This is a genomic window from Streptomyces sp. NPDC056883 (assembly GCF_042788835.1).
In the GTDB taxonomy this organism is placed as follows: Bacteria; Actinomycetota; Actinomycetes; order Streptomycetales; family Streptomycetaceae; genus Streptomyces; species Streptomyces stoeckheimensis.
In genome coordinates this window covers 79,194-104,649 of record NZ_JBHUBS010000018.1, presented here as the reverse complement: position 1 = coordinate 104,649, position 25,456 = coordinate 79,194, and the positions used below count along the sequence as shown (strand labels likewise).

23 protein-coding genes are annotated in these 25,456 nt (G+C 70.9%); 11 read left to right on the top strand and 12 right to left on the bottom strand.

The genetic code is table 11. From position 1 onward, the window contains the following. Positions 1-624 precede the first annotated feature (624 nt). From ACFRU2_RS33210 to ACFRU2_RS33180, 7 genes are all read left to right on the top strand, one after another. Entirely contained in the window at positions 625-2,514 is a 1,890-nt protein-coding gene (locus tag ACFRU2_RS33210) for an ATP-binding cassette domain-containing protein (RefSeq protein WP_382979391.1), read from the top strand. Between the two features lie 473 nt (positions 2,515-2,987). Beyond that, positions 2,988-4,469 carry an NUDIX domain-containing protein gene (locus ACFRU2_RS33205; protein WP_382979388.1) on the top strand — a complete coding sequence of 494 codons (1,482 nt, stop codon included), beginning with the start codon at positions 2,988-2,990 and terminating at the stop codon, positions 4,467-4,469. Between the two features lie 60 nt (positions 4,470-4,529). Beyond that, positions 4,530-5,846, top strand: coding sequence for a protein-L-isoaspartate O-methyltransferase (locus ACFRU2_RS33200; RefSeq protein WP_382979385.1), 1,317 nt, complete (start codon positions 4,530-4,532; stop codon positions 5,844-5,846). 61 nt (positions 5,847-5,907) lie between these two features. After that, positions 5,908-6,414, top strand: a complete 507-nt coding sequence (locus ACFRU2_RS33195; RefSeq protein ID WP_382979383.1) for an NUDIX domain-containing protein — start codon at positions 5,908-5,910, stop codon at positions 6,412-6,414. A 603-nt stretch (positions 6,415-7,017) separates the two neighbouring features. After that, on the top strand, positions 7,018-7,791 hold the full coding sequence (locus ACFRU2_RS33190; RefSeq protein WP_382979380.1) for a PIG-L deacetylase family protein: 774 nt from the start codon (positions 7,018-7,020) through the stop codon (positions 7,789-7,791). After that, positions 7,788-8,456 (top strand): phosphotransferase, encoded by a 669-nt coding sequence (locus tag ACFRU2_RS33185; RefSeq protein ID WP_382979377.1) that lies wholly within the window; start codon positions 7,788-7,790, stop codon positions 8,454-8,456. Before ACFRU2_RS33190 ends, ACFRU2_RS33185 begins: the two co-directional genes overlap by 4 nt. Beyond that, on the top strand, positions 8,434-8,739 hold the full coding sequence (locus ACFRU2_RS33180; RefSeq protein WP_382979374.1) for a hypothetical protein: 306 nt from the start codon (positions 8,434-8,436) through the stop codon (positions 8,737-8,739). Before ACFRU2_RS33185 ends, ACFRU2_RS33180 begins: the two co-directional genes overlap by 23 nt. Positions 8,740-8,901: 162 nt before the next feature. On the opposite strand, the gene ACFRU2_RS33175 is transcribed toward ACFRU2_RS33180, so the two are convergent. Together ACFRU2_RS33175 and ACFRU2_RS33170 are read right to left on the bottom strand one after the other, a co-directional pair. After that, positions 8,902-10,230, bottom strand: coding sequence for a protein kinase (locus ACFRU2_RS33175; protein WP_382979371.1), 1,329 nt, complete (start codon positions 10,228-10,230; stop codon positions 8,902-8,904). Between the two features lie 414 nt (positions 10,231-10,644). Continuing rightward, complete coding sequence (locus ACFRU2_RS33170; RefSeq protein ID WP_382979368.1) at positions 10,645-11,421, bottom strand: sporulation protein; 777 nt, start codon at positions 11,419-11,421, stop codon at positions 10,645-10,647. 233 nt (positions 11,422-11,654) lie between these two features. Between ACFRU2_RS33170 and ACFRU2_RS33165 the strand changes: the two genes are divergently transcribed. Further along, on the top strand, positions 11,655-12,695 hold the full coding sequence (locus ACFRU2_RS33165) for an ATP-binding protein (protein ID WP_382979541.1): 1,041 nt from the start codon (positions 11,655-11,657) through the stop codon (positions 12,693-12,695). Here the strand turns inward: ACFRU2_RS33165 and ACFRU2_RS33160 are convergent. Then, a complete protein-coding gene (locus tag ACFRU2_RS33160) occupies positions 12,679-13,821 on the bottom strand; it encodes a hypothetical protein (protein WP_382979538.1) in 1,143 nt (380 codons plus the stop codon). The genes ACFRU2_RS33165 and ACFRU2_RS33160 overlap by 17 nt on opposite strands. 249 nt (positions 13,822-14,070) lie before the next feature. Between ACFRU2_RS33160 and ACFRU2_RS33155 the strand changes: the two genes are divergently transcribed. After that, complete coding sequence (locus ACFRU2_RS33155; RefSeq protein WP_382979365.1) at positions 14,071-14,688, top strand: nucleoside/nucleotide kinase family protein; 618 nt, start codon at positions 14,071-14,073, stop codon at positions 14,686-14,688. 44 nt (positions 14,689-14,732) lie between these two features. On the opposite strand, the gene ACFRU2_RS33150 is transcribed toward ACFRU2_RS33155, so the two are convergent. The 4 genes from ACFRU2_RS33150 to ACFRU2_RS33135 all read right to left on the bottom strand — a co-directional run bounded on the left by ACFRU2_RS33150 (position 14,733) and on the right by ACFRU2_RS33135 (position 17,580). Then, positions 14,733-15,035 (bottom strand): hypothetical protein, encoded by a 303-nt coding sequence (locus tag ACFRU2_RS33150; RefSeq protein WP_382979362.1) that lies wholly within the window; start codon positions 15,033-15,035, stop codon positions 14,733-14,735. Positions 15,036-15,088: 53 nt separating this feature from the next. Continuing rightward, positions 15,089-15,382 (bottom strand): TetR/AcrR family transcriptional regulator, encoded by a 294-nt coding sequence (locus ACFRU2_RS33145; protein WP_382979360.1) that lies wholly within the window; start codon positions 15,380-15,382, stop codon positions 15,089-15,091. A 388-nt stretch (positions 15,383-15,770) separates the two neighbouring features. Continuing rightward, on the bottom strand, positions 15,771-16,433 hold the full coding sequence (locus ACFRU2_RS33140; protein WP_382979357.1) for a response regulator: 663 nt from the start codon (positions 16,431-16,433) through the stop codon (positions 15,771-15,773). Beyond that, positions 16,408-17,580 (bottom strand): sensor histidine kinase, encoded by a 1,173-nt coding sequence (locus tag ACFRU2_RS33135; protein ID WP_382979354.1) that lies wholly within the window; start codon positions 17,578-17,580, stop codon positions 16,408-16,410. Before ACFRU2_RS33135 ends, ACFRU2_RS33140 begins: the two co-directional genes overlap by 26 nt. Positions 17,581-17,755: 175 nt before the next feature. Between ACFRU2_RS33135 and ACFRU2_RS33130 the strand changes: the two genes are divergently transcribed. Then, the gene (locus ACFRU2_RS33130; RefSeq protein ID WP_382979351.1) at positions 17,756-20,023 is read left to right on the top strand and encodes an MMPL family transporter; all 2,268 of its coding nucleotides are present in this window, start codon (positions 17,756-17,758) and stop codon (positions 20,021-20,023) included. A gap of 135 nt (positions 20,024-20,158) precedes the next feature. On the opposite strand, the gene ACFRU2_RS33125 is transcribed toward ACFRU2_RS33130, so the two are convergent. The 3 genes from ACFRU2_RS33125 to ACFRU2_RS33115 all read right to left on the bottom strand — a co-directional run bounded on the left by ACFRU2_RS33125 (position 20,159) and on the right by ACFRU2_RS33115 (position 22,705). Further along, a complete protein-coding gene (locus ACFRU2_RS33125; RefSeq protein ID WP_382979348.1) occupies positions 20,159-20,425 on the bottom strand; it encodes a metal-sensitive transcriptional regulator in 267 nt (88 codons plus the stop codon). After that, positions 20,422-20,988, bottom strand: coding sequence for a rhodanese-like domain-containing protein (locus ACFRU2_RS33120; RefSeq protein WP_382979345.1), 567 nt, complete (start codon positions 20,986-20,988; stop codon positions 20,422-20,424). The genes ACFRU2_RS33125 and ACFRU2_RS33120 overlap by 4 nt, the downstream gene beginning before the upstream one ends. 64 nt (positions 20,989-21,052) lie before the next feature. Next, a complete protein-coding gene (locus ACFRU2_RS33115; protein WP_382979343.1) occupies positions 21,053-22,705 on the bottom strand; it encodes an FAD-dependent oxidoreductase in 1,653 nt (550 codons plus the stop codon). A 299-nt stretch (positions 22,706-23,004) separates the two neighbouring features. On the opposite strand from ACFRU2_RS33115, the gene ACFRU2_RS33110 reads away from it, so the two are divergent. Beyond that, complete coding sequence (locus ACFRU2_RS33110) at positions 23,005-23,235, top strand: hypothetical protein (protein WP_382979340.1); 231 nt, start codon at positions 23,005-23,007, stop codon at positions 23,233-23,235. 284 nt (positions 23,236-23,519) lie between these two features. Here ACFRU2_RS33110 and ACFRU2_RS33105 read toward each other — a convergent pair whose 3' ends face one another. Beyond that, positions 23,520-24,236, bottom strand: a complete 717-nt coding sequence (locus tag ACFRU2_RS33105) for a response regulator (protein ID WP_382979337.1) — start codon at positions 24,234-24,236, stop codon at positions 23,520-23,522. Continuing rightward, positions 24,233-25,399, bottom strand: a complete 1,167-nt coding sequence (locus ACFRU2_RS33100; RefSeq protein ID WP_382979334.1) for a sensor histidine kinase — start codon at positions 25,397-25,399, stop codon at positions 24,233-24,235. Before ACFRU2_RS33100 ends, ACFRU2_RS33105 begins: the two co-directional genes overlap by 4 nt. Positions 25,400-25,456 lie beyond the last annotated feature (57 nt).

Below are 25,456 nucleotides of genomic sequence, written 5' to 3'. Positions count from 1 at the left end.
AGGAGGCGGCCCGCCGAGCGGATCGCCTGAGCCGCCGGAGGGGGCACCGGACGTGCCGCAGCCCTCCTCGCCGAGACCGTCGCGACGCCGGAGGCGTGCGTCGTGGTTCCGCAGCCGTGGCCGGACAGCGCGGGTACCGCGTGCGCGGGGGCGACAGCCTCGCCCGCAGCGCGGGCGAACAACTCGGCAGCGCCGAGCGACATCACGTCCGCTCCGACCGCACCGGAGCGCCACGGCATCGACTCCGCCCTACCGCGGCCCCGGAAACCAAGCCGGGGACGTGCCGGGCCTCCGTCCTCGGACGACGGGCGGATCCGGGAAGCGAACGCCGCAAGCGATTTCTGGCAGTCGACCCCACCGACCGGCTGGTTCCAGCCAACCTCCGGGAGCCGCCGCCCCAGCAGCACGGCGGCTCCCCGACATGATCAGCGCCCACAGCAAGGAGGCCGCCAGCGCGAGGTCGGCCAGATCCCGCTGCTCCGGCACCCGGACTGCGCTCTACTCACTCACTCCAGTCCCCCGCCTCTCGCGTCCGGCTCACCTCACCGTGCAGACGCGCTTCCTCGTCATGCGCGAGAGCGGGCGAACTCGGCTCCACAGCTCGCCGGTTGAAGGAGATATCGCGTGTCCGAGCAGCAAGACGTGAAGCAGAAACCCGTCGCGGCCCCCGCACCACCGGAGTTCAAGTACACCTGGGGCCAGCACAACGAGACGATGGAATCCCTGTCGCTCCGGCAGATGGCCCGCCGTGTCCCGGCCGCCCTGAAGCAGACCTCGCGGCTCGCCCTCGCCGTGAACCGCAGCGCCTTCTACGTGCTCGTGGCCGCCCAGATCCTTGGCGGGATCTGTACGGCCGCCTCCCTCGCGGCGATCTCCAAGGCGATGGTCCCCCTGCTGGCCGGCGACGGCGTCCATGAACGCATCTCGGCCGCCGCCTGGCCGCTGGTGATCGCAGCCGCGATGACCGCGCTCGGCGCGCTCTCCTCGATCGCCTCCGGCAGCGCCGCCCGCCGGCTGAACCCCGGCATGGCCACCCTCGCCGACCTCGCGATGGTCGACGCGCACATGGACGTCGAGCTCGAGGCCTACGACGCCCCGGACTTCACCGAGCGCTCCGAGGCGGCCGAGACCGGATCCGCACGATCGGCGATGCTCCTGCAGGATGCTCTGGGGTTCACCGGCGGCTTGATCGACATGGTCGCCGTCGCCTCCGTGCTCGCTCTCGTTCATCCCGTGCTGCTGCCGCTGCTCCTGCTGTCGGTGGTCCCGCGCGGCCTCGGGTCCGTGTACGCAGCACGCCTGGACTACCGCCTGCACAACGCGACGGTCGCCTCGCGGAACATCAAGCACATGATGCGGTGGCACCTGACGACGCCGAAGCTTTCGGAGGAGCTGCGCGGCAACAGCATGCGGCCGTACGCGCACGCCTGGTACGCGGCCGTCTGCGAGCGCATCGACTCCCGGATGGTGTCCTCCGCCCCCCAGTACCTGGTCGTCTACCTGATCGCCGCCGTGTGCTCCGGGGTGTTCGTCGTCGCGACGTACGGTGCGCTCGCCGCGCTGGTGGTCGGCGGGTACATGGCCATCGCCGCGGCCGGCACGGCCATCGTCGCCATGCGCACCTCGACCGCAGCGCTGTCGCAACTGGTGGTCTACGGGGCGGCGATGTTCCAGCACGCCCTGTACCTCGGGGACTACACGACCTTCGTGAGGGAGGCCGCCGTGAAGTCGGGGCCCCGCGGCCCTCAGGTCATCGAGGGCGGGCCGGAGAAGATCCGGCTCGAGGAGGCCACGTACACCTACCCCGGCAAGGACGAGCCCGCGCTCGGCCCGGTCTCCCTCACCCTGACCCGCGGTGAGGTCATCGCCGTCGTCGGCGAGAACGGCGCCGGCAAGTCCACGCTGATCCGGCTGCTCACCTCCCTGACCGTCCCGAGCTCCGGCGCGGTCTCCTGGGACGGCATCCCGACCACCGACTGCGACCAGCGCACCGCCTGGCAGCATGTCGGCCTGGTCACCCAGTCCTACGGCTACTGGCCGTTCTCCACCCGGGAGAACGTCACCCTCGGGCAGCCCGATCCCGTGCGGGGTGAGGAGGCCGTGTGGGATGCCCTGAACGCGGTCGGCATGCGCGAGGCCGTCGAAGCGTTCCCGCAGCAGCTGGACACGCTCCTTGCGCGTTCGATCTGGGGTGGCCATGAGCCGTCCGGCGGGCAGTGGCAGCGGCTTGCGTGTGCGCGGGCGTTCCACCGGCGGCCGCGGCTGCTGGTCATGGACGAGCCGACCTCGGCGATGGATCCTCGCGGTGAGCACATGGTCTTCACCGGCCTGCGGGACATGAAGCAGGACCGGATCACGGTGATCGTCACGCACCGGATGGAAAACTGCCGCCTGGCCGACCGCGTGATCGTCCTCGACGGCGGCAGGATCACCGAGCAGGGCACCTACGACGAGCTCGTCGCCGTGGAAGGGGGGCGTTTCAGGGAGCTCGTCGATCTTTCGCAGGATCGATGACCCGCTAGCCAGGGCCTCTGGAGGTCTCCGCCTTCGGAGACCTCTTCAGACACCACCGCCACCGCCACCGCACGGCTGACAGGCCGGCACCCGCCCGAAGCAGGCAAGCCGCCGATCGGGTGCCGCTCCACCGGCTCCACTCGAACGCGTGAGTTCAAGACCGCCCAGCCCCGCGCGATCCGCCCCGCACACCGCAGCCGCAAATTCGTTCTATGAATCATCCGTTCCCGGCCGTTACGACCCGGGGATGAGCGCGTTTTTAGAGCACCAGTACCATCCCGCCACCCAGTTGGAGGACGCCGTAGGAGCTGACATCGACACCGGGCAAACGCCTTTGGGAATCGAACACTCCTGGGCGGTGAGCCAGGTCCCGAACCCACGACAGTCCGCCTGATGGCCAGTGCCTCGGCTCTGCGCCCCGCCGGCAGCTCCAGCCCACCGCTCCCCTCATCCGCCATCTCTGTGAGGTCACCTTGCCGCCCTCCACCGCCCACATCCGCGCTCTCGTCACCGCCTACCTGGAAGAGCACCCGGTCGAAGCGCCCGCGCTCGCACCTCTGTTGCGGATGCTGGACGAAGACGCCGAGCCCACGAGCCGCTCGACCATGCCCGGGCACATCACGTGCAGCGCGGTCGTCGTCGACCACGACCGCCGTGTCCTGTTCATCCACCACAACGTCTTCAGGCTGATGCTGGCACCAGGCGGGCACGTCGAGGCAGGTGATCGCTCACTGCTGGAGACGGCGCTGCGCGAGGTCCACGAGGAGGCCGGCATCCCGCCCGGTGCCCTGTGCGCCACCGCCGCCTACGGCCCCCTGCCCATCGACATCGACGTCTTCGGCGTCGACGCCAACCCGGTCAAGGACGAAGGCGCTCACCAGCACTGGGACTTCCGCTTCGTCTTTCAGCTGGTGGACAGGGACGTCGAGGTCACCGTGCAGACGGAGGAGGTCTCGGCCGCCGAGTGGCGCGCCTTCGACGAGGTCAGGGCCCCGCAACTGCGCGCGAAGCTCATGGCCTCCGGTCTCAACGGCCGCATCGAGCCGGTCAACGCCTCCACGCTGATCCATGACGGCCGGGGAAAGTACCTTCTTCATCTGCGTGATGACGTCGAGGGGATCTGGGAGCCGGGTGCCTGGGCTCTGCTCGGTGGTGGCCGTGAGCCCGGGGATGTCTCGTTGGAGGCCACGGCCCGCCGCGAGCTGTGGGAGGAAGCCGGACTCGCCCTGCCGGTGCTCGAGCCGTTCGCCGTGGAGGTGGTCACCGGAACCAACGGCATGGCTGTCCCGGTCCAGATCTTCTGCGGCCTGTGGACCGGCGATCCGGCCGGCGTCGACCTCCGGGAAGGGGTCATGGTCGCCTGGTTCAGCCCCGAAACGATGACCCGCCTCAGGCTGAGCCCCTCCACCCTCGACCTCGTACGCCGGCACGCGGCCGGACCCGCCTCCAACACCCACTCCGATCCGGAACTGTTGGCCGTTGCGGAGCAACGGCCAAGGTCACGGGGAGGGAGCAGCAGCGCCCCGCACATCGTGGGTGTCCATCTCTACCTCCAGCGCGAGGACGGGAAGGTCCTCCTCGGGCTGCGCCACCCCACCTCCGCGTTCGCCGCCTCCACCCATCACCTGCTCGCCGGCCACTGCGAGCAGGAATCCGCGGTGAGCTGCGTGGTCCGGGAGGCAGAAGAGGAGGCGGGACTGCTGATCGACCCGGACGAGGTGGAACTGGTCCACGTGGTGCACATGGTCGACGCGCCCGGGGCCCAGCCACGGATCGGTCTGTTCCTCCGTGCCCGGCGGTGGCAGGGCACACCCGAGGTCCGCGAGCCGGACCGCTGCACGTCCTGGGACTGGCACGACCCGACACGGCTTCCCGAGCGCGTCGTCCCGTACGCAGCGGCCGCCATCGAAGGGATCCAGGCCGGCCGCGTCTACACCGAACTCGGGTGGTCCTGAGCTGTTCCCGGCGCCGTAGCCGCCTCGCGCTCCGTCTCCGACTCCCTGAAGGAACCGCCCATGAACCGGTCTGCCGCCGACCGCGCTCAAGCCCTCGTGCCACTCCAGAACAACGGCCCGGAACCACAAGCCGCCCGGGCCGCGATGATCGCCCGCCTCGAAGAGGAAGACGTACTGCACCCAGGACGCGTGCGCGACGCGTTGCTGGCCATCCCGCGCGAGGTGCTGATGCCGCAGGCGTACGTACGCCGCACGGAGGACGACGTGACTCCGCCGGAGTGGAAGCTCCTGGACTGGGCGCAGTCGGCGGACCGAGCCGAGCTGCTCGACGTCCTGCACTGCGGGGAGAGCGTGCTGACCCAGCACGACGGTGAGCCGGTCCTGGGCAGGGAAGCCGGGACATGGAGGAAGGGCGGCGAGATCACCTCTCTGTCCAGCGGCATGACCATGACCGCGGGCCTCATGGAGCAGCTCGGCCTCCAGCGGGGCATGCAGGTGCTGAACCTGGGCACCGGGCCCGGCGTGACGTGCGCGGTCACCTCGACGATCTGCGGCGCGCAGTACGTGGTCTCGCTGGACAGCAGCGCACACGTCACCGAGGCCGCACGTGTGCACCTGGCCCGCCTCGGGCTGTATCCGACGCTGGTCACGGGGCAGGGCGAGGACGGCTGGCCGGACCTGGCACCGTACGACCGGATCTTCGCCTCGTACGCGGTCCCCGCCGTCCCGGCGCCCTGGCTGGAACAACTCGCACCCCAGGGGCTCGCGCTGGCCCACATCACCTCCGGGTCCCCGTCCTGGCCCGCGCTCGCGGTCATCACCAAGACCGCCGGCGGCACGGTGACGGGAGAGCTGCGCCCGGCACGCTACGGGCACCGGGCCGGCCACGGGCTGCCCCGCCTCTACCTGTCCAAGCCGTTTCGGGACCGGATCGACGCGGGTGAGGGCGCCGTCGTCACCCGCAGCCGGCAGGAGGTGCCGGCATGGACCGAGCGTGGCTTCTGGCTCGCGTACGACGCCCTGCACCCCGGAGCGGTCCGCCGGGGAGGCGTGGAGCATCTCGTCATCGGAGCGCCGGCCTGCGGATCCTGGATGACCGCCGAGCCCGCGCCCGACGGCGCGTGGACGGTAGGCAGCCTCGGGCCACGGGACATCTGGGCCGAGATCCAGGACACCGCCTCGCGCTGGCGGGCCGCCGGATCCCCCGACTCCTACCGGATCCACCTCGCCCCCGACGGCACGCAACGGGTCAGTGCCCGCTCAGGGTCAGGGCCCGGGCAGCTGTCCTGGCCCCTGCCCATCGCCACCCCTCCGGCACCCGGGCCGGTCCCGGCACCGGACGCCGAGGAACGACCGAACCAGGAGATGACCGCATGACCCCCACCCCCTCCAGCGAGCCGCGCACCGGTGGCTGCATGGGCCGCACCATGGGCACGGCATGAGCGGCAAGCAGTGGCTTCCACTGGAGGAGTTCGCCGCGAGCCTGCCGAAGGCGAGCATCTTCGGGGCCGTGTTCTTCACCGACGAGGACGACCGGCCCGTCCAACTGCGCGCCACCTACTCGAGCGCCCACCCCTGGCAGTGGCCGGGCGGTGTGGCCGATCCGGGCGAGCGGCCCTGGGAGACGGCCGTCCGGGAGTGTGCCGAGGAGACGGGGATCATCGTAGCCGGGCCTCCACGGCTGCTCGCCGCGGTCTTCGGACTCCCCGGGAAGACCTGGCCCCTGGCCACCGTCGGCTACGTCTTCGACGGCGGGTGCCTGACGGCCGGGCAGCTCGCCTCGATCGTCCTGGACCCCGATGAACACGACGAGGTCCGGGCCCTGCCGGTGGCCCGGTGGCGGGAACTGATGCCGGTCCGGGACCATGACCGCCTCGAGGCGGTCATGGCCGCCCGCCGGAGCGGCGTACCCGCGTACTTCGACACCTGGGACTGGGAGGAGTAGGCGCCCGCCCGCAGGTCACCGGGTCTCGGCTGCACTGCCCGCGATCACCTCGGTGCCGGCTGCTCCAGATCGAACTGTCGACGGGCCCTGACGGTCCCGGCGAACCGGCACGTTTCCGCACTGCTGCCCGCAACGACCCACGAGGAGCACTCCGTGGCGTACACCCGGACCGAATGGTCTGAGACGTTGCCGAGGGCGCGACCCAACGGGCCCGCGTCTTCGTCCGGGACCGCGGGCCGGGGTCCTGCCGGGCTCGATCCGGTCCACTCCTACGCGTGCGTCGGCGCCGTGCCCCGCCGACGTCCGGGCGCAGCCCGGCGAGGGCGACCGGTATCGAGTCGACACCGGGCGCTCCACCGTCGAGCTTCTCGAGCCGGCGGTCGACGTTCCCGCGTATCGGCATGGCGAGCAGCACAGCGCCGGACTCGGACTCCTGAACGCGGGCGAGGAGCGTCCGTCGGCAAATTTTCCCCCTGCTGACCGGCTCCCGGATTGCGGGCCTCTGGTCATGCAATCCCCGCCCAAAGCGCTCCGGCGCCGCACCGGAGCACGAACCTCGGACCTCGGACCTCACTGGAGAAAGCCATCCCAACGCCATCCGTAATGGCCATCTTTGCCCACCCCGACGATGAGTCCTTGGCTGCTGGTGGAGTCCTTGCGCAGCACGCTGCAGCCGGCTCCCGCACCGCCGTCGTGACGGCCACCTGGGCACCCGGCACCCATCGCGCCGAGGAACTCGCCCAGGCGCTTGAGGCCCTCGGGGTCGGCGCACCCCGCCTGCTCGGCTACGCGGACCACCAGGTGCCGGTCTCCGCCCCCGGACAGCCACGCCTGTGCGATGCACCGTTCGACGGGGCGATCGGCCGCGTCGTCGCCCACCTGCGCGCATTCCGGCCCGACATCGTCATCACGCACGACCCGACCGGGGCATCCGGCCACCCCGATCACGTTCGGACCCACCACATCGTCCTGCTGGCCACCCATTCCGCAGGGATCGAAGAACTCCACCCCCAGGCCGGGCCGGCCTGGACCCCGAGCAGCCTCTGGCTCTCCGTGTACCCGGCCGCGGGCGCCCGGGCTCTGGGCGACCTTGTCGCCACGGCCGGGAAACGCCTGCGTACGGTCCCGGACGAGATGATCACGAAGGCGGTCGACGTCCGGCCGTGGATCGACCGGAAGCAGGCCGCGATCCTGGCCCACCGGTCCGAAGTGGCGCGGCCCCGCTCCCTGCCCGCCCTCCTGACCGGCCTCCCCGACAGCGAGCGGGCGCACATCCTGGGTACCGAGTGGTTCGTCTGCTACGACCTGGCCCCCGGCCGAGTCCCTGGGCACCGTATCCAGGAGCTGCCCCGGCCGGCGACGGAGCGAAGCGCGTGAAGGCGCCACGGCAGTACCCGGCCGAGCTGGCAGGGTGGGTGGAGCAGCGCCTCGGGCCGGTCTCGGCCGTACGGGACACCTCGCACGACCGGCCTTCCTCCCGGGTCTGGCAGCTGGAGACCAGCAAGGGCGTCCGGTACTACCTGAAGGTCTCGCCCGATGGTCTGGCGTTCACTCGCGAGACCCTGGCCTACCGATCCGCCGTGCCGACCCTTGGCCACAGCCGGGCGCCTCAGCTCCTCGACTGCCGCGCCGAAAGCCTCGCCCTGCTCCTCACCGCCGTGCCCGGGACTCCCGTCAAGGGTCTCCGTTTGAATGCGGTCGAGCAGCGGAGCGTGGGCTGGCAGGCCGGTGCGCTGACCGCCCGCCTCCACGAAGCCGGCCCGGCCGGGGGGCCAGTCCGCGCTGTCGCAGAAGCGGCCTTTTACGCGGCGGCGAACGCGGTGGAGGAGCATCTTGTCCGAGCCGGAGCCCAGATGAGCCTTGCCGAGCAGAGCCTGGTCCGCGGGTACGCGGAGCGGCTCCGGCATGTCGCCGGGGTGCCGGTGGGCCTGATCCACGGTGACAACAGACCTCGGAAGCCACCTGAAGAAGATCGGCACACGCTGGCGGGCCCTGCCCGCCGGGGAGATCGCCGGGATCGTGTCGGCGGTCCTGCGCTGTGACCAGCGCCCGGGCGACCTGGCCGGCGACAACGGGGTCCACCGCACCACCGTGGGCCGGTGGGTGCGGGAGGTCGTCGGCCTGCTGGCCGCCCGCGCCCCACGACTGGACCGCGCGTTGAAGAAGATCGCCCGGAAGGGTGGCGGGGTGGTACTGCTGGACGGCTCGCTGATAAGTACCCGCCGCCGCACCGGGGCGGCGAACCGGAAAAACTACTCCGGCAAGCGCAAATGCCATGGCCTGCTCGTGATCGCACTCGCCGACGACAAGGGCCGGCTGGTCTGAGCCTCGGCGCTCCGGCCCGGACGCACCTTCGGAAATCACCGCCTGCCGTCACGACAAACTCACCACCCATCTCCGCGAGGCCGGGCTCGGCGCCATCGCGATTTCACGATGCACACTGCTCAATGGGCTACCCGGAAGGGGTAGCCGGTGGGGTCTGGTGGATCAGAATTGGAGGGAAGCCAACCAGCCGTAGAAGCCGTCCGTGACCCTCGGGCCGAGGATCGGTTGCAGTAGGCACAAGAACATGATCAGGGACATGGCGACTGTCATCGGCGTACCCATGGGGCGTCTGCCTCGGCGTGCCACGGGGAGGGCGAGCAGCATCCCGAGTACGACAAGCAGGTATCCGAGGGGGCTTCCATACGCCATAAATGTGTGGAAGACGATCAGGAGTGCCAGTGCCGTGAGCAGCCTCAGCCACCGCAGGGCCAGGGTCACCCTCGGTCGCCGCGCCGCGGACGGAGCGCCCCCGCCACCCGGGGTGGGGGGCAGCGGAGTTGCCGTAACCGGACCAGCCGTCGGGAGAGCTGGGGAAGTCAGGGAGGCCGGGGAACCAGGGAACGGCACCAGTGGAGGGGCGGAAGGCGGTGGCCCGAACGGTTGCTTCGGGACGTTCAGGGCAGTCGGCGTCGGGGCGGCCCCGGGGACCCGCAGGGCTGCCCTCATGGCGTGGGCATCGGCATACCGTTCCTGCGGTCCCTTGGCCAGCGCACGCGCGAGCACGGTCTCCAGCTGGGGCCGGCCAAAGATCCCATGTGAGGCCAGCGTGGGCGGCGGCTCCGTCACGTGCCGGTAGCCGATCACGTAACCGTCCTCGCCGTCGAAGGGCACCCGGCCCGTCAGCATTTCGAAGAGCAGCACGCCTACCGCGTACAGGTCCGAGCGACCGTCCACCTCCAGTCCCCGTACCTGCTCCGGAGACATGTACTGCGGGGTCCCGACCATCATCCGGGTCCCGGTCAGCGGCACGTCATCGCCCACCATGGCTCGTACGATCCCGAAGTCCGCCACCTTCACCGTGTCCTCGGACCCGGCGAGCAGTACGTTCGCGGGCTTGATGTCCCGGTGGACCATGCCCCGCTCGTGGCTGACGGCCAAAGCTGCCAGCACCTGGTCCGCGATCCTGGCCGCCTCGGCCACGGGAAGGGCCCCTTCGGTGCGCAGTCGGTCGGCCAGTGAGCGTCCGGTGACCAGCTCCATGACGAAGTACGGCACCGGCGGCCCGTCGACGCGCGGCTCCTCCCCAGTGTCGTGGACGGTCACCACGTTCGGGTGCGCGAGCGCGGCCATGGCCTGCGCCTCCCGCCGGAACCGCAGCGAGTATCCCTCGTCGAGGCTGAGTTCGGGCCGCATCGTCTTGACCGCCACGGCTCTGGAGAGGCGCGTGTCCCACCCGTGGTAGACCAAGGCCATCCCGCCACTGCCGAGCGTCCCATCGATCCGGTAACGCCCACCCGCCAAGGTCTCACCCTGCTCGAAGATCTCCCCCATGTGCGCATGGTAGGTGCAACACCCTTACGAACTAAAGCACTTGTCTTCCTCGCCGTCGCCGACGAGACCGCTGCTGCGACGCGCCTGCGGGGACCTGGCGAGGCCTTCGGGTACGTGGCCGTGGCACCCGTGCCCCGTACGGCCCGCGTACGGACGGCCGACCGGCATTGGAGGGCTGGGCTGCCCCCGCCCACCAGGTGATGCCGGAACCACCCCAGTCGCACGGTCAGAAGATCTTCACCCTGGACACCCGACGCCGGCCAGCGCGAGCACGCCGACATCCACGCACACCAGCCCACCTGACCATGGATTTTCACGATGCACACTGCTCATTGGACGGGTCCGCTCCACTCCCCCACCCCGGGCCTTCCAGCTCCGCCACCAGGACCAGCCGCAAGGCCCTTTCGGTATCGGTCAGGCGTCCACGATGGGGAGTTCGGCGAGCGCTTTGCGGACCCGCTCCGCGAAGTCGCAATGCCCCACCTCGTGGTGCGCGGCCGGGAAGGTGTTCGCTCGGGGCTTCTCCCGCCACTCGTACGTGGACCGGGCAGCGCGGCGGACGTACACCACGGCTCCCACCCTGTTCTGGTGGAAGATCACCTCCAGCTCGCTGAACCGACCGGTCGGGCGAACGCGGTCGGTCAGGAAGAAGATCTGGTGGGTGCCGCGTTGGGCTTCCACGTCTGGAATGTACGCGTCGATCAGTTGCGACCCGTCGACGAAGTAGCCCTCCTGCGCGAAGGCATCAAAGACCGCTTCGTACAGCGGCGGCGCCGCGATATGCAGAAAGTCCAGGTCACGGACGGGGGAATCGGAACCGTAGGTGAGTCGGGTGGTGAGCGAGACATCAACACCCAAGGCTTGGCCGTAGAGTTCGGTGACCGGGCACTCCCAGGGCAACCGGCCGCTGAACGCGACTACGGTCTCCTCGCCAGGAGCCAGCTGCAAGTCGTACCGCTTGGCGCTCAGAGAGGTGATCTCGTCGTCGTTGAGGGACCCGTTGTAGTAATAGGCCTTGGCGACGACGGCGAGGCTGGGGTGTTCCGCCTTGAGTCCCTTGCTGCCACCCTTCAGGACGATCTGGCCCTCGATCGTCTGCCCGGGCTGCGGAGCAACCGTGGTGATCTGGGTGTCGATCTCCGACGGATCCTGCTCGTCGTCCGCGATGCCGAACAGCCTGCGAAAGCCCATCAGTAAACACTCCCCCATAGGTTAAGAGCATCATCCTTCGAACTACTGGGTGGCTTGGTTCGTCCGGTCGGGGTGGATGATGTGCCAGCCCACTCCGCCCAGCGCATCCAACGGGGCGCACCCTCGCGGAAAAGGCACCTCAGGTCCAGCCGAGAACACCCTCTGCGCGCCTCCGGCGGGAGCTTCACGCTGTTCCGCTCCCAGCCGCGGCCCTCGAGACCGGCGAGCGCGGCCTGCACCAGATGGTGTTCGAGGTCGTCACGTATGCCGTCGACGAGCACCTTGCCGGCCACGCCGACACCATCGAGGTCACGATCACCGCGGACGGCGGCATTCGCGTCAGGAACAACGGGAGGGGCCTGCCCGTCCAGGTGGAGGAATCCACCGGTAAGCCGACCGTCGAACTCGAACTGACGGAACTGTCCTTCGGTCTTAGGGCACGTACCGGCTACTGGGTGTCCGGCGGCATCAACGGCCTGGGGCTGTGCGTGGTCAATGCGCTGTCGAGCCGCCTCACGGTGGAGATCCACCGCGACGGCCACCGCTGGACCCAGGCGTACGAGAAGGGCACCCCGATCACTGCCTTGAGGAGGCACGAGGAGAGCAGCGGACACGGCACCGCGATTGCGTTCCTGCCCGACGCGGACATCTTCGAGACCACCCGCTACTCGTTCGCCACGCTGTCGGAGCGCCTCCAGGAACTGGCCTTCCTCAACGGGGGGCTGGCCATCTCGCTCACCGACGAACGTCCGGAGCGGCCGGTTCGCTACCACCACTCGGACGGGCTTCGGGCCTACGTCGCCCATCTCAGCCCCTACCCTCCGAGGCTCGTCCACTCCCCCGCGATCGCCTTCGAGTCGGAGAATCAGGATGCGACGATCTTCGTGCAGGTCGCCATGGAGTGGAACACCTGGTCCACGGGAGGGTTGCGCTCCTTCGCGAACAGCACCCGCACCCCTGAGGGCGGCAAACACGAACAGGGCTTCCGTAGCGCACTCACGAACATCGTCAACGACCACGCGCGCCGTCAACGGCATCTGCGCGCGGACGACGAGGACATCACGACCGAAGCGATCTACGAGGGCCTGACCGCGGTGGTGTCCGTACGACTCGCCCATCCAGTCTTCGAAGGCTCCACCGGAACGAAACTCGGCAATCCCGAGGTGAACGCCTACGTCCAAGAGGTCGTCCGCGAGCACCTCACCGACTGGCTCGACCACCACCCCAACGAAGCCGCGGCCATCATCCGCCACATCCTCAACGCCTCCACCTGACGAGGGTGCACGCCGACCGGATCTCCTCCAGCAGCTCCAGGTAGTGCTCGCCGTAGGTGTTCACCGCGGCCCACACCGCGTCCAGCGCCGCCTTCAGCGGGTCGGGGTCGGCGGCGGCGAGCACGGCGGGAAGAGCGATGTACGGCTGTGAGATGCGGAGAGGGCCGTGCGGGGTACGGGAGGTGTGTACCGCCATCGTGATGTGGCCGCCGCCCCCGGTCGGTGTCGGGCCGTCGTCGGCGGGGGCCGGTGGAATGAGCGCGCCCAGTCCCCGGCCAAGGGGCCACCCCGCCGGCCTGTTGTCCCCCGGCTTCTCGGCCGGGAGCGGCGCCAAGCCAGCCGCCTCCGGGGACGTCGGCGGACGGTATGGCGGCCGCTCGGACGGTATCGCCTCGAGCACCGACCGGCTCGGGACCTGTGGATCGGAGCTCAGGGTCTCCCACATCCGGTCCGGGTCATCGAACGGTGGCGGCAGCGTCCGTCCCTCCGCCAGCGCCGTGAGCGCCTGGCCGATCCACGAAACGCCGAGCAGGCCCGCCGCCCCGCAGGCCCTCCGGGCGGCCAACAGGGCCACCGCGCGCTGGACATCGGAGCCCACGGTATCAAGCGCGTGGTTCGGTCTCGGCTCGCTGCTCCGGTGTGGGGGGGGTGGTGGAAGCTCGCGCGCGTAGTCGTGCCAGTAGGCGGCGTGCTGCGAGGTCTGGCGGATCACGCGGTCCGCGCGGGGCGGTGCGGGCCAGAACTGCAGGAGATAGCTGTCCGCCTGTGGCTCTCCTGACGCTCTGGTGTCGAGGTTCCGTGCTTCGTCCATCCCCTGGGCGCAGTACCGCACCCGGTAGTCGGTCCGCGTGAGGTTCAGGTCCCACGCTGCCTCGCCCGCCCACTCCGCCAAACCGGTGCTTTCCGATACCGGGTGGAAGGACACCTCCACGACGTCTTCCCAGACCGGGTCCAGCGCGGGTTCCTCGTCGTGGACCTCCACGTCGAAGGCGATGTTGCCCGTGTGCAGCCCGGTGATCAGCCAGAGCACACCCGGGACCGCCGCCCCGCACAGCCCCACGCTCTGGCCCGCGAACGCCTCGGAGAGGCCCGGGAAGCCGTTGTCCTGATCGCTCTGCACGTAGATCTGAGCGTAATGAACGTGTACCTCGCCGGTGACCGGCCTGCGCACAGCACCCTCCCTCCGTAGTTGACGGCCTCGAAAGCCCTCGGTCGGACGGGCCGTCACATGCCCCGCATCATGCAGCAGGCCACTGACAACCGGTCCGCTACTCCTCCTGTTGTCCGGAGGCCAGCAGGGCGATGCCGCCCTGCTCCGCCGACCCGGCACCTGGGGCGACTCCGTCGCCGGCCGGGGCTCGGGCAGGATGGCTCCGTGGAGACATCGGAGCTGATCGTGAGGGCCGGCCTGCTGGCCGAGCGGGGCTCCCGGCGGATCCTCGGCATCGCCGGACCGCCCGGAGCCGGGAAGTCGACCCTGGCCGCGCTGATCGAGGACGCGCTCGGGCCGGAGCGCGCCGTCGTGGTGCCGATGGACGGGTTCCATCTCGCGCAGGCAGAGCTGGAGAGGCTCGGGCGGGCCGAGCGCAAGGGTGCCCCGGACACGTTCGACGTGGCCGGGTACGTCTGCCTGCTCCGCCGGCTGCGGCAACCCGGCGGACCCGCCGTGTACGCACCGGCCTTCGATCGCTCGCTCGAGGAGCCGATCGCGGGCAGCATCGCCGTCGCCCCGGGCGTCCCCCTGGTGATCACCGAGGGGAACTACCTGCTCCACGAGGCGCCGGAGTGGGCCCCCGTACGGCATCTTCTGGACGAGGCCTGGTACCTGGCTCCGGAGGAGACCCTGCGCGTGCAGCGCCTCGTCGACCGGCATGTCCGCCACGGCAAGGACCCGGCGTACGCGAGGGCGTGGGTGGCCCGGTCGGACCAGCCCAATGCCCGCCTCGTCGCCCTGGGCCGCCACCGCGCCGACCTCGTCGTGGACGCCGGCTGACGCGGCCCGGACTCCCTCAGGGGGCCCGGGCCTGAACCATTCCCTCAACACGTCCCCGGTGGCCATCGCGGTTTTGTGAACGGGCTCGGGCCGGGGTGACAGGCCGGAGTCAGGAAGTGTGGGTCTTGAGGCCGTCGAGGACGAGATTTGAGGCCGAAGTCCAGGGCGGGTCTGACGTTGCCGTCGTCTTCCATGGCGCCCGAGGTCATCAGGGATGCGAGGGTGGGGAACTCGTCGGGCTGGACGACCTGGGCGAGCAGGTTCCCGTAGTCGGAGCCGGACGGGACGATCTCGGTGGCGATCCGGGCCAGCTCATTCGGACCGGTCGGGGCCCCGGTGGTCGCCACGCGCAGCATCCAGGGGTGGGCAAGGTAGAAGTCCCAGGCTGCATCGGCCCAGTTCAGGATCTCGGCGCGCCACTCCTTCCCCGGGCCGGGGGTTTGCCTTGCGCCCGGTCGGCCATCAGGGCGACCAGTTGATCCTTCCCGGGGACGTGCCGGTACAGGGCCATCGCGGTGTAGCCGAGTTCGCCGGCGACCCGTTGCATCGACACCGCGCCCAGGCCTTCGGCGTCGGCCAGCGCGATGGCGGCCTCGACGATGCCGCCGACGCTGAGAGAGGACCAAGCGCTCTCCTTGGTCTCCCACAGGAGTCGGAAGGTAGCCGCCGCGCTCTTGTCCGCTGACACTTCCACCGCCGATTCTCCGAGGCCCATCCCGGGTGCCCAGGTTGATTCAGGGCGACGACGTAGGCCGACCGGGCGGCCCACTGGGACAGCAGGCCTGAGCGAACCGCGGCATATCCGGCTGCGATCAGGAACACCGCCGTGAGGATGCGGCCGATCGAGCCGTACAGCAGATAGGAGCCCGCGGCGGTGATCGTCGGATCGACCGGTTCTTCGGCGGCAATGACCTCCCCGGCCTGGAGGGAGTGTGCAACGAAGGTGACCGCAATGTAGGCCAGTGCCGCGCCGTAGGCGAAGTCCGCGACCCAGCCGCAGGCCGGGTCCGCCTGGCGGACGAGTTCAAGGACCCCGGTGACGAACCCTAGGAGGAGTACGAGGACGACAAGGCTGAGCCCGCTCAGGTTCCGGGGAGGATGCGGCGCGTTTCGTAGGCCCACATCGCGATCTCGACCCGGTTGCGGGCCCCGAGTTTGGCCATGAGGCTGGCCAGATGCGTCTTCACCGTGCTGAGGCTGATGTGCAGCGCATCGGCGATCTCGGTGTTGGTCAGCCCGCGAGCGACGGCCAGGAGCACCTGCTCCTCGCGGGCGGTGACGGGGGCGACCGGCTGGGCCGCGGGCCGGCCGGCGGGAAGGTCCGCGAAGGTCTGGAGCAGGCGGACGGTGACGCTGGGGGCGATGAGCGCCTCGCCGTCGGCCGCCGACCGTACGGCCTGGGCCAGAAGGTCCGGTCCCGTGTCTTTGAGGAGGAATCCGCGGGCGCCTGCGCGCAGCGCGCCGTAGACGTACTCGTCGAGGTCGAACGTGGTGATGACGACCACGGTGAGTGGGTTGGCGACGCCCGGGCCGGCGACCAAGCGGGTGGCCTCCAGCCCGTCGATCAGGGGCATGCGGATGTCGAACAGGCAGACGTCGGGGCGTAGTTCGCGGGCCAGGCGTACCGATTCCTGTCCGTCGGCGGCCTCGCCGATCACCTCGATGTCGGGCTGGGCGTTCAGCATGATCCGCAGCCCGGTGCGGATGATGGTCTGGTCGTCAGCGACGAGGACGCGTATGGGCACCGCTCTCGGTCCTCCCTCTCGGCAGCTCGGCTTCGACGTGCCAGCCCTGGTCGGCGCCGGGGCCGGCTCGTAGTGTGCCGCCCAGCAGGGCAGCGCGCTCGCGCAGTCCGGCAAGCCCGTATCCGGCACGGCCCCGACCGGTGCGTTGGCCGTTGTCGCGCACGCTCACCCGTACCGTGTGCCGTTCGGCGGCGACCCGGACGACGACCTCGGACGCGTCGACCGCATGGCGCATCGCGTTGGTCACCGACTCCTGCACGATGCGGTAGACGGCCGCGTCCACGGCCGGGGGCAGCGCGTCCAGCTCGCCGTCGAGTCCCAGGTCCACCCTGAGACGGCCACCCGGGGTCCGCACCAGGCGCTCCAGATCCGCTACGCCGGCGGGCGGCGCCAGCTCGGCGCCGACGCCGCGGTCCCGCAGCGCGGCAACCATGGCGCGCATTTCCTCCAGCGTGCGCGCCCCTTCCTCCTCGACTCCCTCCAGCGCCTCGACGGCGGCGGACGGGTCGGTGCCCGCGAGTACCCGGCCCGCCTGGGCGATGATCACCATGGCCGACACGTGGTGGGCCACCGTGTCGTGCAGTTCCCGGGCGAGTTGCTCGCGCTCGCGGGAGCGCACCTGGTCCAACTGCCGCTCGCGAGCGGTCACCCGGAACCGCACGGCAGCCCCGACCACGCCGTTCAGCAGCAGGAAGGCGAAGCCCGCGACCTTTTCGACGACCGGGGTCTCGTCCGTGACGGTCGCCAGGGTGCAGGCCGCGATGATCACCGCGCCGCCGAGCACGATCTCCCGTCCCGATCCCCACCGGGGCAGCGCGTACACCAGCACGAGCACGACCGCGCCGGTGTCCAGGCCGACCGACTCGCGCGGTGCGGCGACGAGCGAGGCCACTTGAACCAGGATCACCGAGCCGAACGCCAGCTTGACCATCGTCAGTGGGCGGGTCCGGCGCCACAAGGGCAGCAGGCACAGCCATACGGCGAACACCACCGCCACCGGCCGCCACACGACGTTCTCGCGCAGGGTGGCCTCCAGGACCACACCGCCCAGGCCCACGGCGAGCAGCGCCCAGTCCCGCCACACCCGGGCGGGCGCGTCGGGCGGCCGGGGTTCGGTCCACAGGGTTCGCAGGTCGTCTCGTAGCACGGTTCTCAGCCTAGGGGCCGCGCCGTGCCGCGCATCGGCCGAAAGGACGGGGCGTCACTCCGCCCTGGGGCCGACGGATCGGCGGCCCGCGAGCCGATGCCGCGGAGCGCCGTGGCGACGAGCCTTGGCACCGGCGGCCGTACAAGGACGGCCGCCGAGGTGGTTGGAGGAACCGATGCTCTCGAAAGCCCTGTTGCGCCTGGGCACAAGCGCCGCACGCCATCCCTGGCGGGTGATCGCGGCATGGCTGATCGCCGCCACGCTGGCCGTCCTCGCCGCGATCGCCTTCGGCGGGCGGACCGCGGACTCGATGACCGCTCCGGGGCTGGACTCCCAACGGGCCGCGGAACTGATCGAGCGGGCCGGCACCGGCCAGGAGGGGATGACCGCCCAACTGGTCGTCACCCCCCTCGACGGCGGTGCGACGTTCTTCGACCACGGCAGTGCGCGCACCGCTCTCACGCGGCTGCAGACCGAGGTGCAGCGGCTGCCGCACGTGCTCGGCACGAGCGACCCGGCGGGGGCACTGGACGCACCCGGGGACACCGCTGTGCGCGGCGGCCTCGTCTCGGCCGACGGGCGGATCGCAGTCGTCCGGGTGCAGTACCCCGACCAGAGCCGGCTGTCGGCCGAAGACCTCGACGCCCTCGTCGATCTCGGCGGCCGGCTGCGCGCCGAGCTGCCCCTGCGCATCGAGATGGGCGGGAGCCTCTTCTACGCCTTCTCCGACCCCGACGGCGGCGCGAGCGAGCTGATCGGCATCCTCGCCGCGGCCGCGATCCTGTTCCTGGCGTTCGGTTCGCTCGTCGCCGCCGCGCTGCCGATCGGCATGGCGGTCTTCGGGCTGACCATCGGGGTCGCCACGATGACGGTACTGGCGGGGGTGACGGACGTCCCGACCTTCGCCCCCGTCCTGGGCAGCATGGTCGGGCTCGGAGTGGGCATCGACTACGCGCTGTTCGTGCTCGCCCGGCACCGGGAGTACCTCGCTCGCGGGCTCGATCCCCACGCGGCGGCGGGGCGCGCGGTGGCCACGGCGGGGAGGCCCGTGGTCTTCGCCGGCGGCGTCGTCGTCGTATCGATCCTCGGCCTGGCGGTCGCGAACGTGCCGTTCATGACGGTGGGCGGGCTCGCCGTCTCCATCGTCGTCCTGACCATGGTGGTCGCGTCGGTGACGCTGCTGCCGGCCTTCCTCCGCGCCGCCGGCCCACGCCTGGCCCGGGCCGGCCGGATCGGCCGGGCCCTGCAGACCTGGAAGCCGGGCCGACTCGCTCGGCGGCGGGACACGGTGGCGGGCGCCGCTCCCGCCGCCGGTTGGCGGCGCTGGATCGGGCACGTCAGCCGACACCCGGTGCCGTACGCGATCGGCGCCGCGGGGCTGCTGCTGACCGCGACGCTGCCCGTACTCGGCCTGCGCGTCGGCCTTCCCGACGACGGCTCACAGCCCCACAGCCGTACCGAGCGCCGCGCCTACGACCTCGTCGCCGAGGGGTTCGGCCCGGGCACCAACGGTCCCCTCGTCATCGCCGCGGACCCCGCCGGTGATCCGGGAGTGGTCGACCGAGTCGTCGGGGCGGTCGCGGCGGATCCGGGCATCGCATCCGTCGCGCCGACGCACATCGATCGGGCCACCGGCATCGCGACCCTCGTGGTGTTCCCGACCACCAGCCCTCAGGACAAGGCCACGGCCGACACCATCGCCCGGCTGCGCACCGAAGTGCTGCCCACGGCGATCGGGCACGGCCCGGCCAGGGCCCACGTCGGCGGCGCCACCGCGAGCCTGTCCGATGTGGGCCGACGCACCAGCCAACGCCTGCCGGTGCTCGTCGCCGCCGTATTGGCGATGTCGTTCCTGCTGCTGATGCTGGTCTTCCGCTCGATACTCGTACCGCTCAAGGCGGTACTGCTGAACCTGCTGAGCATCGGCGCGGCCTACGGCATCATGGTCGCGGTCTTCCAGTGGGGCTGGGGAGGCGCACTCATCGGGCTGGAAGCGACGGTTCCGATCGTGTCGTTCATCCCGATGTTCCTCTTCGCCATCCTGTTCGGCCTGTCGATGGACTACGAGGTGTTCCTCCTCTCCCGCGTACGCGAGGAGTACCTGCGTACCGGCGACAACGGCACGGCAATCGTCGAGGGCGTCTCGAGCACCGCCCGGATCATCACCTCGGCCGCCCTCATCATGGTGGCGGTCTTCCTGTCCTTCGCCGTCGCCAATGACCCCTCCACCAAGATGTTCGGGCTCGGCCTGGCCACGGCGATCTTCATCGACGCCACGGTCGTACGCATGGTGCTGGTACCGGCGACCATGACCCTCCTCGGCCGGGCCAACTGGTGGCTGCCGAGGTGGCTGGACCGGATGCTGCCCCGCGGCCCGGTCGACACCGACGGCACCGACGCGTGCGGTCTCTCTCCGGCGGACCGCCCGGCGAGCCGGAAGTAGAGGTCGTCTACGCGACCGTTCACCGGGGTCCGGGGTCCGGCAGACGCCGGCTCCGACGACGGGCGCCGAGCAGGAGAGCACCCCGGACCGGGATCCGGGGTGCTCTCCTGTACCCGAGGGCGCCGTCGATCGTGTTTATGCAAGGGACAAGAACAGCTTCTCCAGCTCGACCTCGGTGAGGGGTGGCGTCTCGCCGTCTGCGGCGTTCATGCAGTCCCGCATGCCAGAGGCGATGATTTTGAAGCCGGCTCGGTCCAGGGCGCGGGAGACGGCAGCGAGCTGGGTGACTACGTCCTTGCAGTCGCGTCCTGCCTCGATCATCGCGATGACTCCGGCCAGCTGACCCTGGGCGCGCCGCAGCCGTTTGAGGACGGCGTCCGTCGCCGCCGGGTTTGCGTTCATGAGCGCAGGGTAGCGCGGGCCGCGTCCAGTGCTCCGGGCGCGGGACGGTTCAACGGCAGCTTGGCCAGGAGCGCCGCCATGCCGCAGGTGTTGCTCAGACCGGAGTAGACCAGGCCGGAGGCGACCCCGGCGGCCAGCAGACGGGCCTTGGGAGCGCGGCGGCCGAGAAGCATGCCGACCAGGATGAGAGAGCCTGCGGCGAACCGTACCTGGCGGTCCATCGCCCAGACCGCACGGCCTTGGTGCGGGGTGGTGTCGACGGGCAGCCCCACGGCGCTCCATGCCTGTGTGCCTCCGGTGAGCCCGACGACCTCGATGCCGGCCTCGGCGAGCTGTGCGCAGGCTGCCGTCGAACGGTGTCCGGCCGCGCACACCAGGACGATGCGGCGCCGGTTCGCGGCGGCCCGTAGGTCGGGCAGGAGGTCGTCGAGGTGTTCGGCCGGCACGTTGATCGCGCCGGGCACGTGCCCCGCGGCGTATTCGCCGGGGGTGCGTACATCCACGACCAGGGTGTCGGCTGCTGGGCGTGCGTGCAGTTCCGCGGGGGTGAGGCGGGTGGTCATGCTTCTCCAAGGTGGGTGGCGGACAGGGCGCTGATCTGCGCTGCCGGCTGTCGTGCGTGGGGGTTCATGCGGCCGATGCCGCGGCCCAGGTGGCGTAGCCGCCGTCGAGGTTGGCGGCGTCGCGGCCGAGCCCGGCGAGCAGACGCAGGGCCGTGTGCCCGCGCAGGCCCACCTGGCAGTGGACCACGAGGTCACCGTCGGGCAACTCGGCGCTCCGCTCACGCATTTCGTCGAGGGGTATGTTCACGGCGCCGGGGATGGCGCCCCGGGCGTGTTCGGCTGCCGTGCGGACGTCGACGAGGGTGGCGCCCGCGTCCCGTACAGCCGCCAGTTCGTGCCACTGAACGGTCCGGTCGGTGCCGGTTGCGAGGTTCTCGGCGATCATCCCGGCCATGTTGACCGGGTCCTTCGCCGACCCGTACGGCGGTGCGTAGGCCAGCTCCAGGTCGGCGAGTTCGGGGGCGGTCAGGTTGCCCGCGATGGCCGTCGCGAGCACGTCGATCCGCTTGTCCACCCCGTCCGCGCCGACCGCCTGGGCTCCCAGGATCCGGAGATCCGACGGGTCGTACAGCACTTTGAGGGCGATCGGCGAGGCGCCCGGGTAGTAGCCGGCGTGCGAACCGGGGTGCAGGTGCAGCGCCTGGTGGGGGCGGGCTGCTGCGCGCAGCAGCTTCTCGTTCCACCCGGTGGCCGCCGCGGTGAGGCCGAAGACCTGGACGACCGCGGTGGCAGTGACGGGGCGGGCCTTCACCGGGCGTCCGGCGATGGCGTCGGCGACGAGCCGGCCGTGCCGGTTGGCCAGGTTCGCCAGCGGCACGAGCGTGCTTTCCCCGGTCAGCGCGTCGAGCTTCTCCGCGGCATCACCCACGGCGTAGATCGCCGGATCGCTGGTGCGGCCGGTCTCGTCCACGGCTATGCCGCCGCGCGGGCCGATGCCGAGTCCGGCAGCGCTCGCCAGGCCCGTGTCGGGACGTACTCCGACAGCCATGAGGACGAGATCGGCGGGGACGCTCCGGCCGTCGTCCAGGACGACGTCGTGAGTCCGGATCTCCTTCACCTGGGTGCCCAGTGCGACGTCGATGCCCGCCGCGCGCAGTTCGGCTGCGAGGGGCGCCGCCATCTCCGGGTCGAGGGGCGGGAGAACCTGGTCGGCGAGTTCTACGAGGGTCACCCGCAGTCCGCGGCGGCGCAGGTTCTCGGCTGCCTCCACGCCTATGAACCCGGCGCCGACGACCACGGCCGTGCGCGCGCCCGTGTCCAGCTCGGCGGAGATGCGGTCGGTGTCCGAGACGTCGCGCAGCGTGAATGCCCGGTCGGCGCCGGGCACGTTCGGCACGAACGGCCTGGCGCCCGGGCTGAGGACGAGCCGGTCGAACGACTCCGCATACTGCTTGCCGGTCTCCAGGTCTCGTACGTTCACGGTCCGTGCGGCTGGGTCCACGGTGACGGCTTCGTGCCGGACCCGGACGTCGATTCGGAAGCGGGTGCGCAAGGCCTCCGGGGTCTGCACCAGCAGGGCCTCCCGCTCCTCGATGACCCCTCCGAGGAAGTACGGCAGTCCGCAGTTGGCGTAGCTGACGTGCGGGCCCCGCTCGAGCACGACGATCTCCGCCTCCTCGTCCAGGCGGCGCAACCGCGTCGCGGCGGACATTCCGCCTGCCACTCCTCCGACGATCAAGACCTTCACGAAGAACCTCCTAGTACATCCCCCTGCCATCCAATACCCCCCAGGGTATCACTCAATACCCCGGGGGGTATCCGTTTGGCGATCTTTGGCGGTCAGAGGAGACCAGGAGGCCGACGGTGAACGGTCGCGCCATCATCCAGTGGCTGCGGGTGACCGGCGGGCCGGCCCGAAGGGAGCCCCCTCCACGCGGGGCGCTCACCCCGTTGCACTGCGGCCCCGCTGCCGGGGTACCGCGTTCGGGCGAGCCCCGTGTACGCGCCGCACGGGCCGGGCACAGTCTGTCCGCCGGGCAGCCACAGCGGCAGCCCGCGAACACAGGAGGAGCCGTCATGGCCGACAAGCCGGATGAGGGATCACGCAAGAGCGTCGAGGACATGTACGACTACACCACCAGCATCCTGAGCGGCTCGGAGGACTACACCCTCATGAACGAGGGCGTCTTCCCCGGCTGGTACGACGCCGACGGCAACCCCTGCACCATGCGGAAGTACAAGTTCGGCCCGGGCGACGCACCCGTCCCCATCGACCCCAAAACCCCGCCGCCCGTCCACCGGCCCTAGCCCGCCTCACCGGGGGGCCATTCTGCTCTGGGGGAATCTTGACCACCCGCGGCACGGGCGCGCCGTTCCGGCGCGTCCGTTCGCCGCGCACCGGACCAGGACCAGGCGGTCTGCGCAACACCGCCGGCGCTCTGGCGCTCGTCATGGCGGTGTCCAGGCTCTTCGGAGCCGAGGCCGCCATCGCGTCCGGCACCGCGACGGCCGCCGACATACCCTCCGCCGGTCCTCGATACGGATCCACGTCGAGGACCGGCGGCGGGGCCGTTCGTGCGCCGGGCCGGGCGTCAGGGCGGCATCAGGCCGGTCTGGTAGGAGATGGCCACCGCTTGTGCCCGGTCACGGGCATCGAGCTTCGCCAGGATCCGCTTGACGTGGGTCTTGACGGTGGACTCGGCGAGGGAGAGCAGCTCGGCGATCTCCGTGTTGGACAGGCCGTGCGCGACCTGCCGCAGTACCTCGCGCTCCCGGGCGGTGAGTCTCTCCAGGCGGGCATCGGACGGCGGCGGGTGAGTGCCGGGGTCGGGCTGGGCTGCGAGACGGGTGAAGATGTCGCGGGTGACGGCCGGGTCCAGCACGGCCTGGCCTGCCGCGACGGTCCGTACGGCGTCGATGAGGCGTTCGGGCGAGGCGCGTTTGAGGAGGAAGCCGCTCGCCCCGGCCCGAATCGCGCTCCATACGTACGCGTCGTGGTGGAACGTCGTCAGGACCAGCACCCGGGTCGGCAGACCGGCGGCCGCGATCCGCCGCGTTGCCTCCACCCCGTCGATCCCGGGCATCCGTACGTCCATCAGGACGACGTCGGGCGCGAGTTCGTGACACAGACGGACTGCTCGGAGGCCGTCCGTCGCCTGCCCGACGACCTCCAGGTCGTCGTCGGTCCCGAGGATCAGGGCGAGGCCCGCTTGCAGCAGGGTGTCGTCGTCGGCGACGACGACCTTGATCCGGCGCTGGTGGGAGTCCGGGCCCGGGGATGCCGCGGGCCCGATGGCGGGCCCCGTCATCGGACCGGGAGCCGGACGCGCAGGCGGAACCCGCCGTGCTCGCCCTGCCCGTGTTCGAGCCGGCCGCCGAGGATCGAGACCCGTTCTGCGATGCCGAGCAGCCCGCGTCCGGGCGCGTAGCCGTTCCCGGCGCCGTGGCCGTCGTCGCTGACCTCGATGTCGAGAAGGTCGCCGACGCGACGGACCGTCACGTCGGCGGACTCGGCGCGGGCGTGCTTGACCGTGTTGGTGAGCGCCTCCTGCACGATCCGGTACGCGGACATGTCGATGCTGCCGGGAAGCTCGGCTCCGCCCGGCTCCACGCGCGCCGCCACGGTGATCCCGGCCTGCTCCATGCGCGACGTGAGCCGGCTCAGGTCGCCGAGCCCGGGCTGCACGGACGGGGAGGTGGAGCCGTGGCGCAGCAGGCCGAGGACCCGGTCCAGTTCCTCCAGCGCCTCGCGGCCGGAGTCCTCCAGTTGTGCGAGCACCTCGCGCGCCCGCTCCGGGTCACGGCTGAGGAGCCGTCTGGTGGCGCCGGCCTGAACCAGCATCACGTTGACGGTGTGGCCGATGAGGTCGTGCAACTCGCGTGCCATGCGTGCTCGTTCGCTCGCGATCACCTCCGACCGCAGTCGCAGCTGGGTGGCGTCGCGCTCTTCCAGCCGCCGGGCGGAGCCGAAGCCGATCGCCCACACGAGCAGCCACAGGAAGAGCACCCCGGCGGGCACCGCGGCCCAGAAGGGGCGCTGCTCCTGCCCGGTGAAGTAGGCGATCATGCCCAGGAATGCCGCGAACGGACCGCACCAGGCGCGGATCCGGCTCGCGTGCAGGCCGAGGGAGTACAGCCCGATCAGGTTCGCGTACGGGGAGACCGCGTTCTCCAGACCCCACAGGGCTTCGGCCGACAGGGCTGCGGTGCCCACCAGGTACGAGGCGAGGGGGGCCGTCCTGCGGGAGGCCAGCGGTCCGGCGACCGCGGCGCACAGCAGGACGGTCCGCGTGGTCGTCCCGCTGTCCGGGCGTCCGTCCGGCCCCAGTTGTTCGACGAGCATGACGGCGAAGAAGACCGAGGCGAGGACGGCGTCCGTTACCACGGTGCGCGTGAACGGGGGCCGGCCTGCCGGCAGCGGCCGGGCGCGGGACGGCCACCAGGTGGTCGGGTGGGGCACGTGTCGGTGCATCGGAGCCGAGGTCCTTCCAGCCGAGGGGTGTGCGGGCGCGGGAAGCCGACGGCCCTG

Excerpts from the sequence above, each read along its gene's own strand:
- ACFRU2_RS33200 (WP_382979385.1), top strand. The coding sequence starts at position 4,530 with ATGAACCGGTCTGCCGCCGACCGCGCTCAAGCCCTCGTGCCACTCCAG.
- ACFRU2_RS33195 (WP_382979383.1), top strand. The coding sequence starts at position 5,908 with ATGAGCGGCAAGCAGTGGCTTCCACTGGAGGAGTTCGCCGCGAGCCTG.
- ACFRU2_RS33190 (WP_382979380.1), top strand. The coding sequence starts at position 7,018 with ATGGCCATCTTTGCCCACCCCGACGATGAGTCCTTGGCTGCTGGTGGA.
- ACFRU2_RS33175 (WP_382979371.1), bottom strand. The coding sequence starts at position 10,230 with ATGGGGGAGATCTTCGAGCAGGGTGAGACCTTGGCGGGTGGGCGTTAC.
- ACFRU2_RS33170 (WP_382979368.1), bottom strand. The coding sequence starts at position 11,421 with ATGGGCTTTCGCAGGCTGTTCGGCATCGCGGACGACGAGCAGGATCCG.
- ACFRU2_RS33130 (WP_382979351.1), top strand. The coding sequence starts at position 17,756 with ATGCTCTCGAAAGCCCTGTTGCGCCTGGGCACAAGCGCCGCACGCCAT.
- ACFRU2_RS33125 (WP_382979348.1), bottom strand. The coding sequence starts at position 20,425 with ATGAACGCAAACCCGGCGGCGACGGACGCCGTCCTCAAACGGCTGCGG.
- ACFRU2_RS33120 (WP_382979345.1), bottom strand. The coding sequence starts at position 20,988 with ATGACCACCCGCCTCACCCCCGCGGAACTGCACGCACGCCCAGCAGCC.
- ACFRU2_RS33115 (WP_382979343.1), bottom strand. The coding sequence starts at position 22,705 with ATGGCAGGGGGATGTACTAGGAGGTTCTTCGTGAAGGTCTTGATCGTC.
- ACFRU2_RS33110 (WP_382979340.1), top strand. The coding sequence starts at position 23,005 with ATGGCCGACAAGCCGGATGAGGGATCACGCAAGAGCGTCGAGGACATG.
- ACFRU2_RS33105 (WP_382979337.1), bottom strand. The coding sequence starts at position 24,236 with ATGACGGGGCCCGCCATCGGGCCCGCGGCATCCCCGGGCCCGGACTCC.
- ACFRU2_RS33100 (WP_382979334.1), bottom strand. The coding sequence starts at position 25,399 with ATGCACCGACACGTGCCCCACCCGACCACCTGGTGGCCGTCCCGCGCC.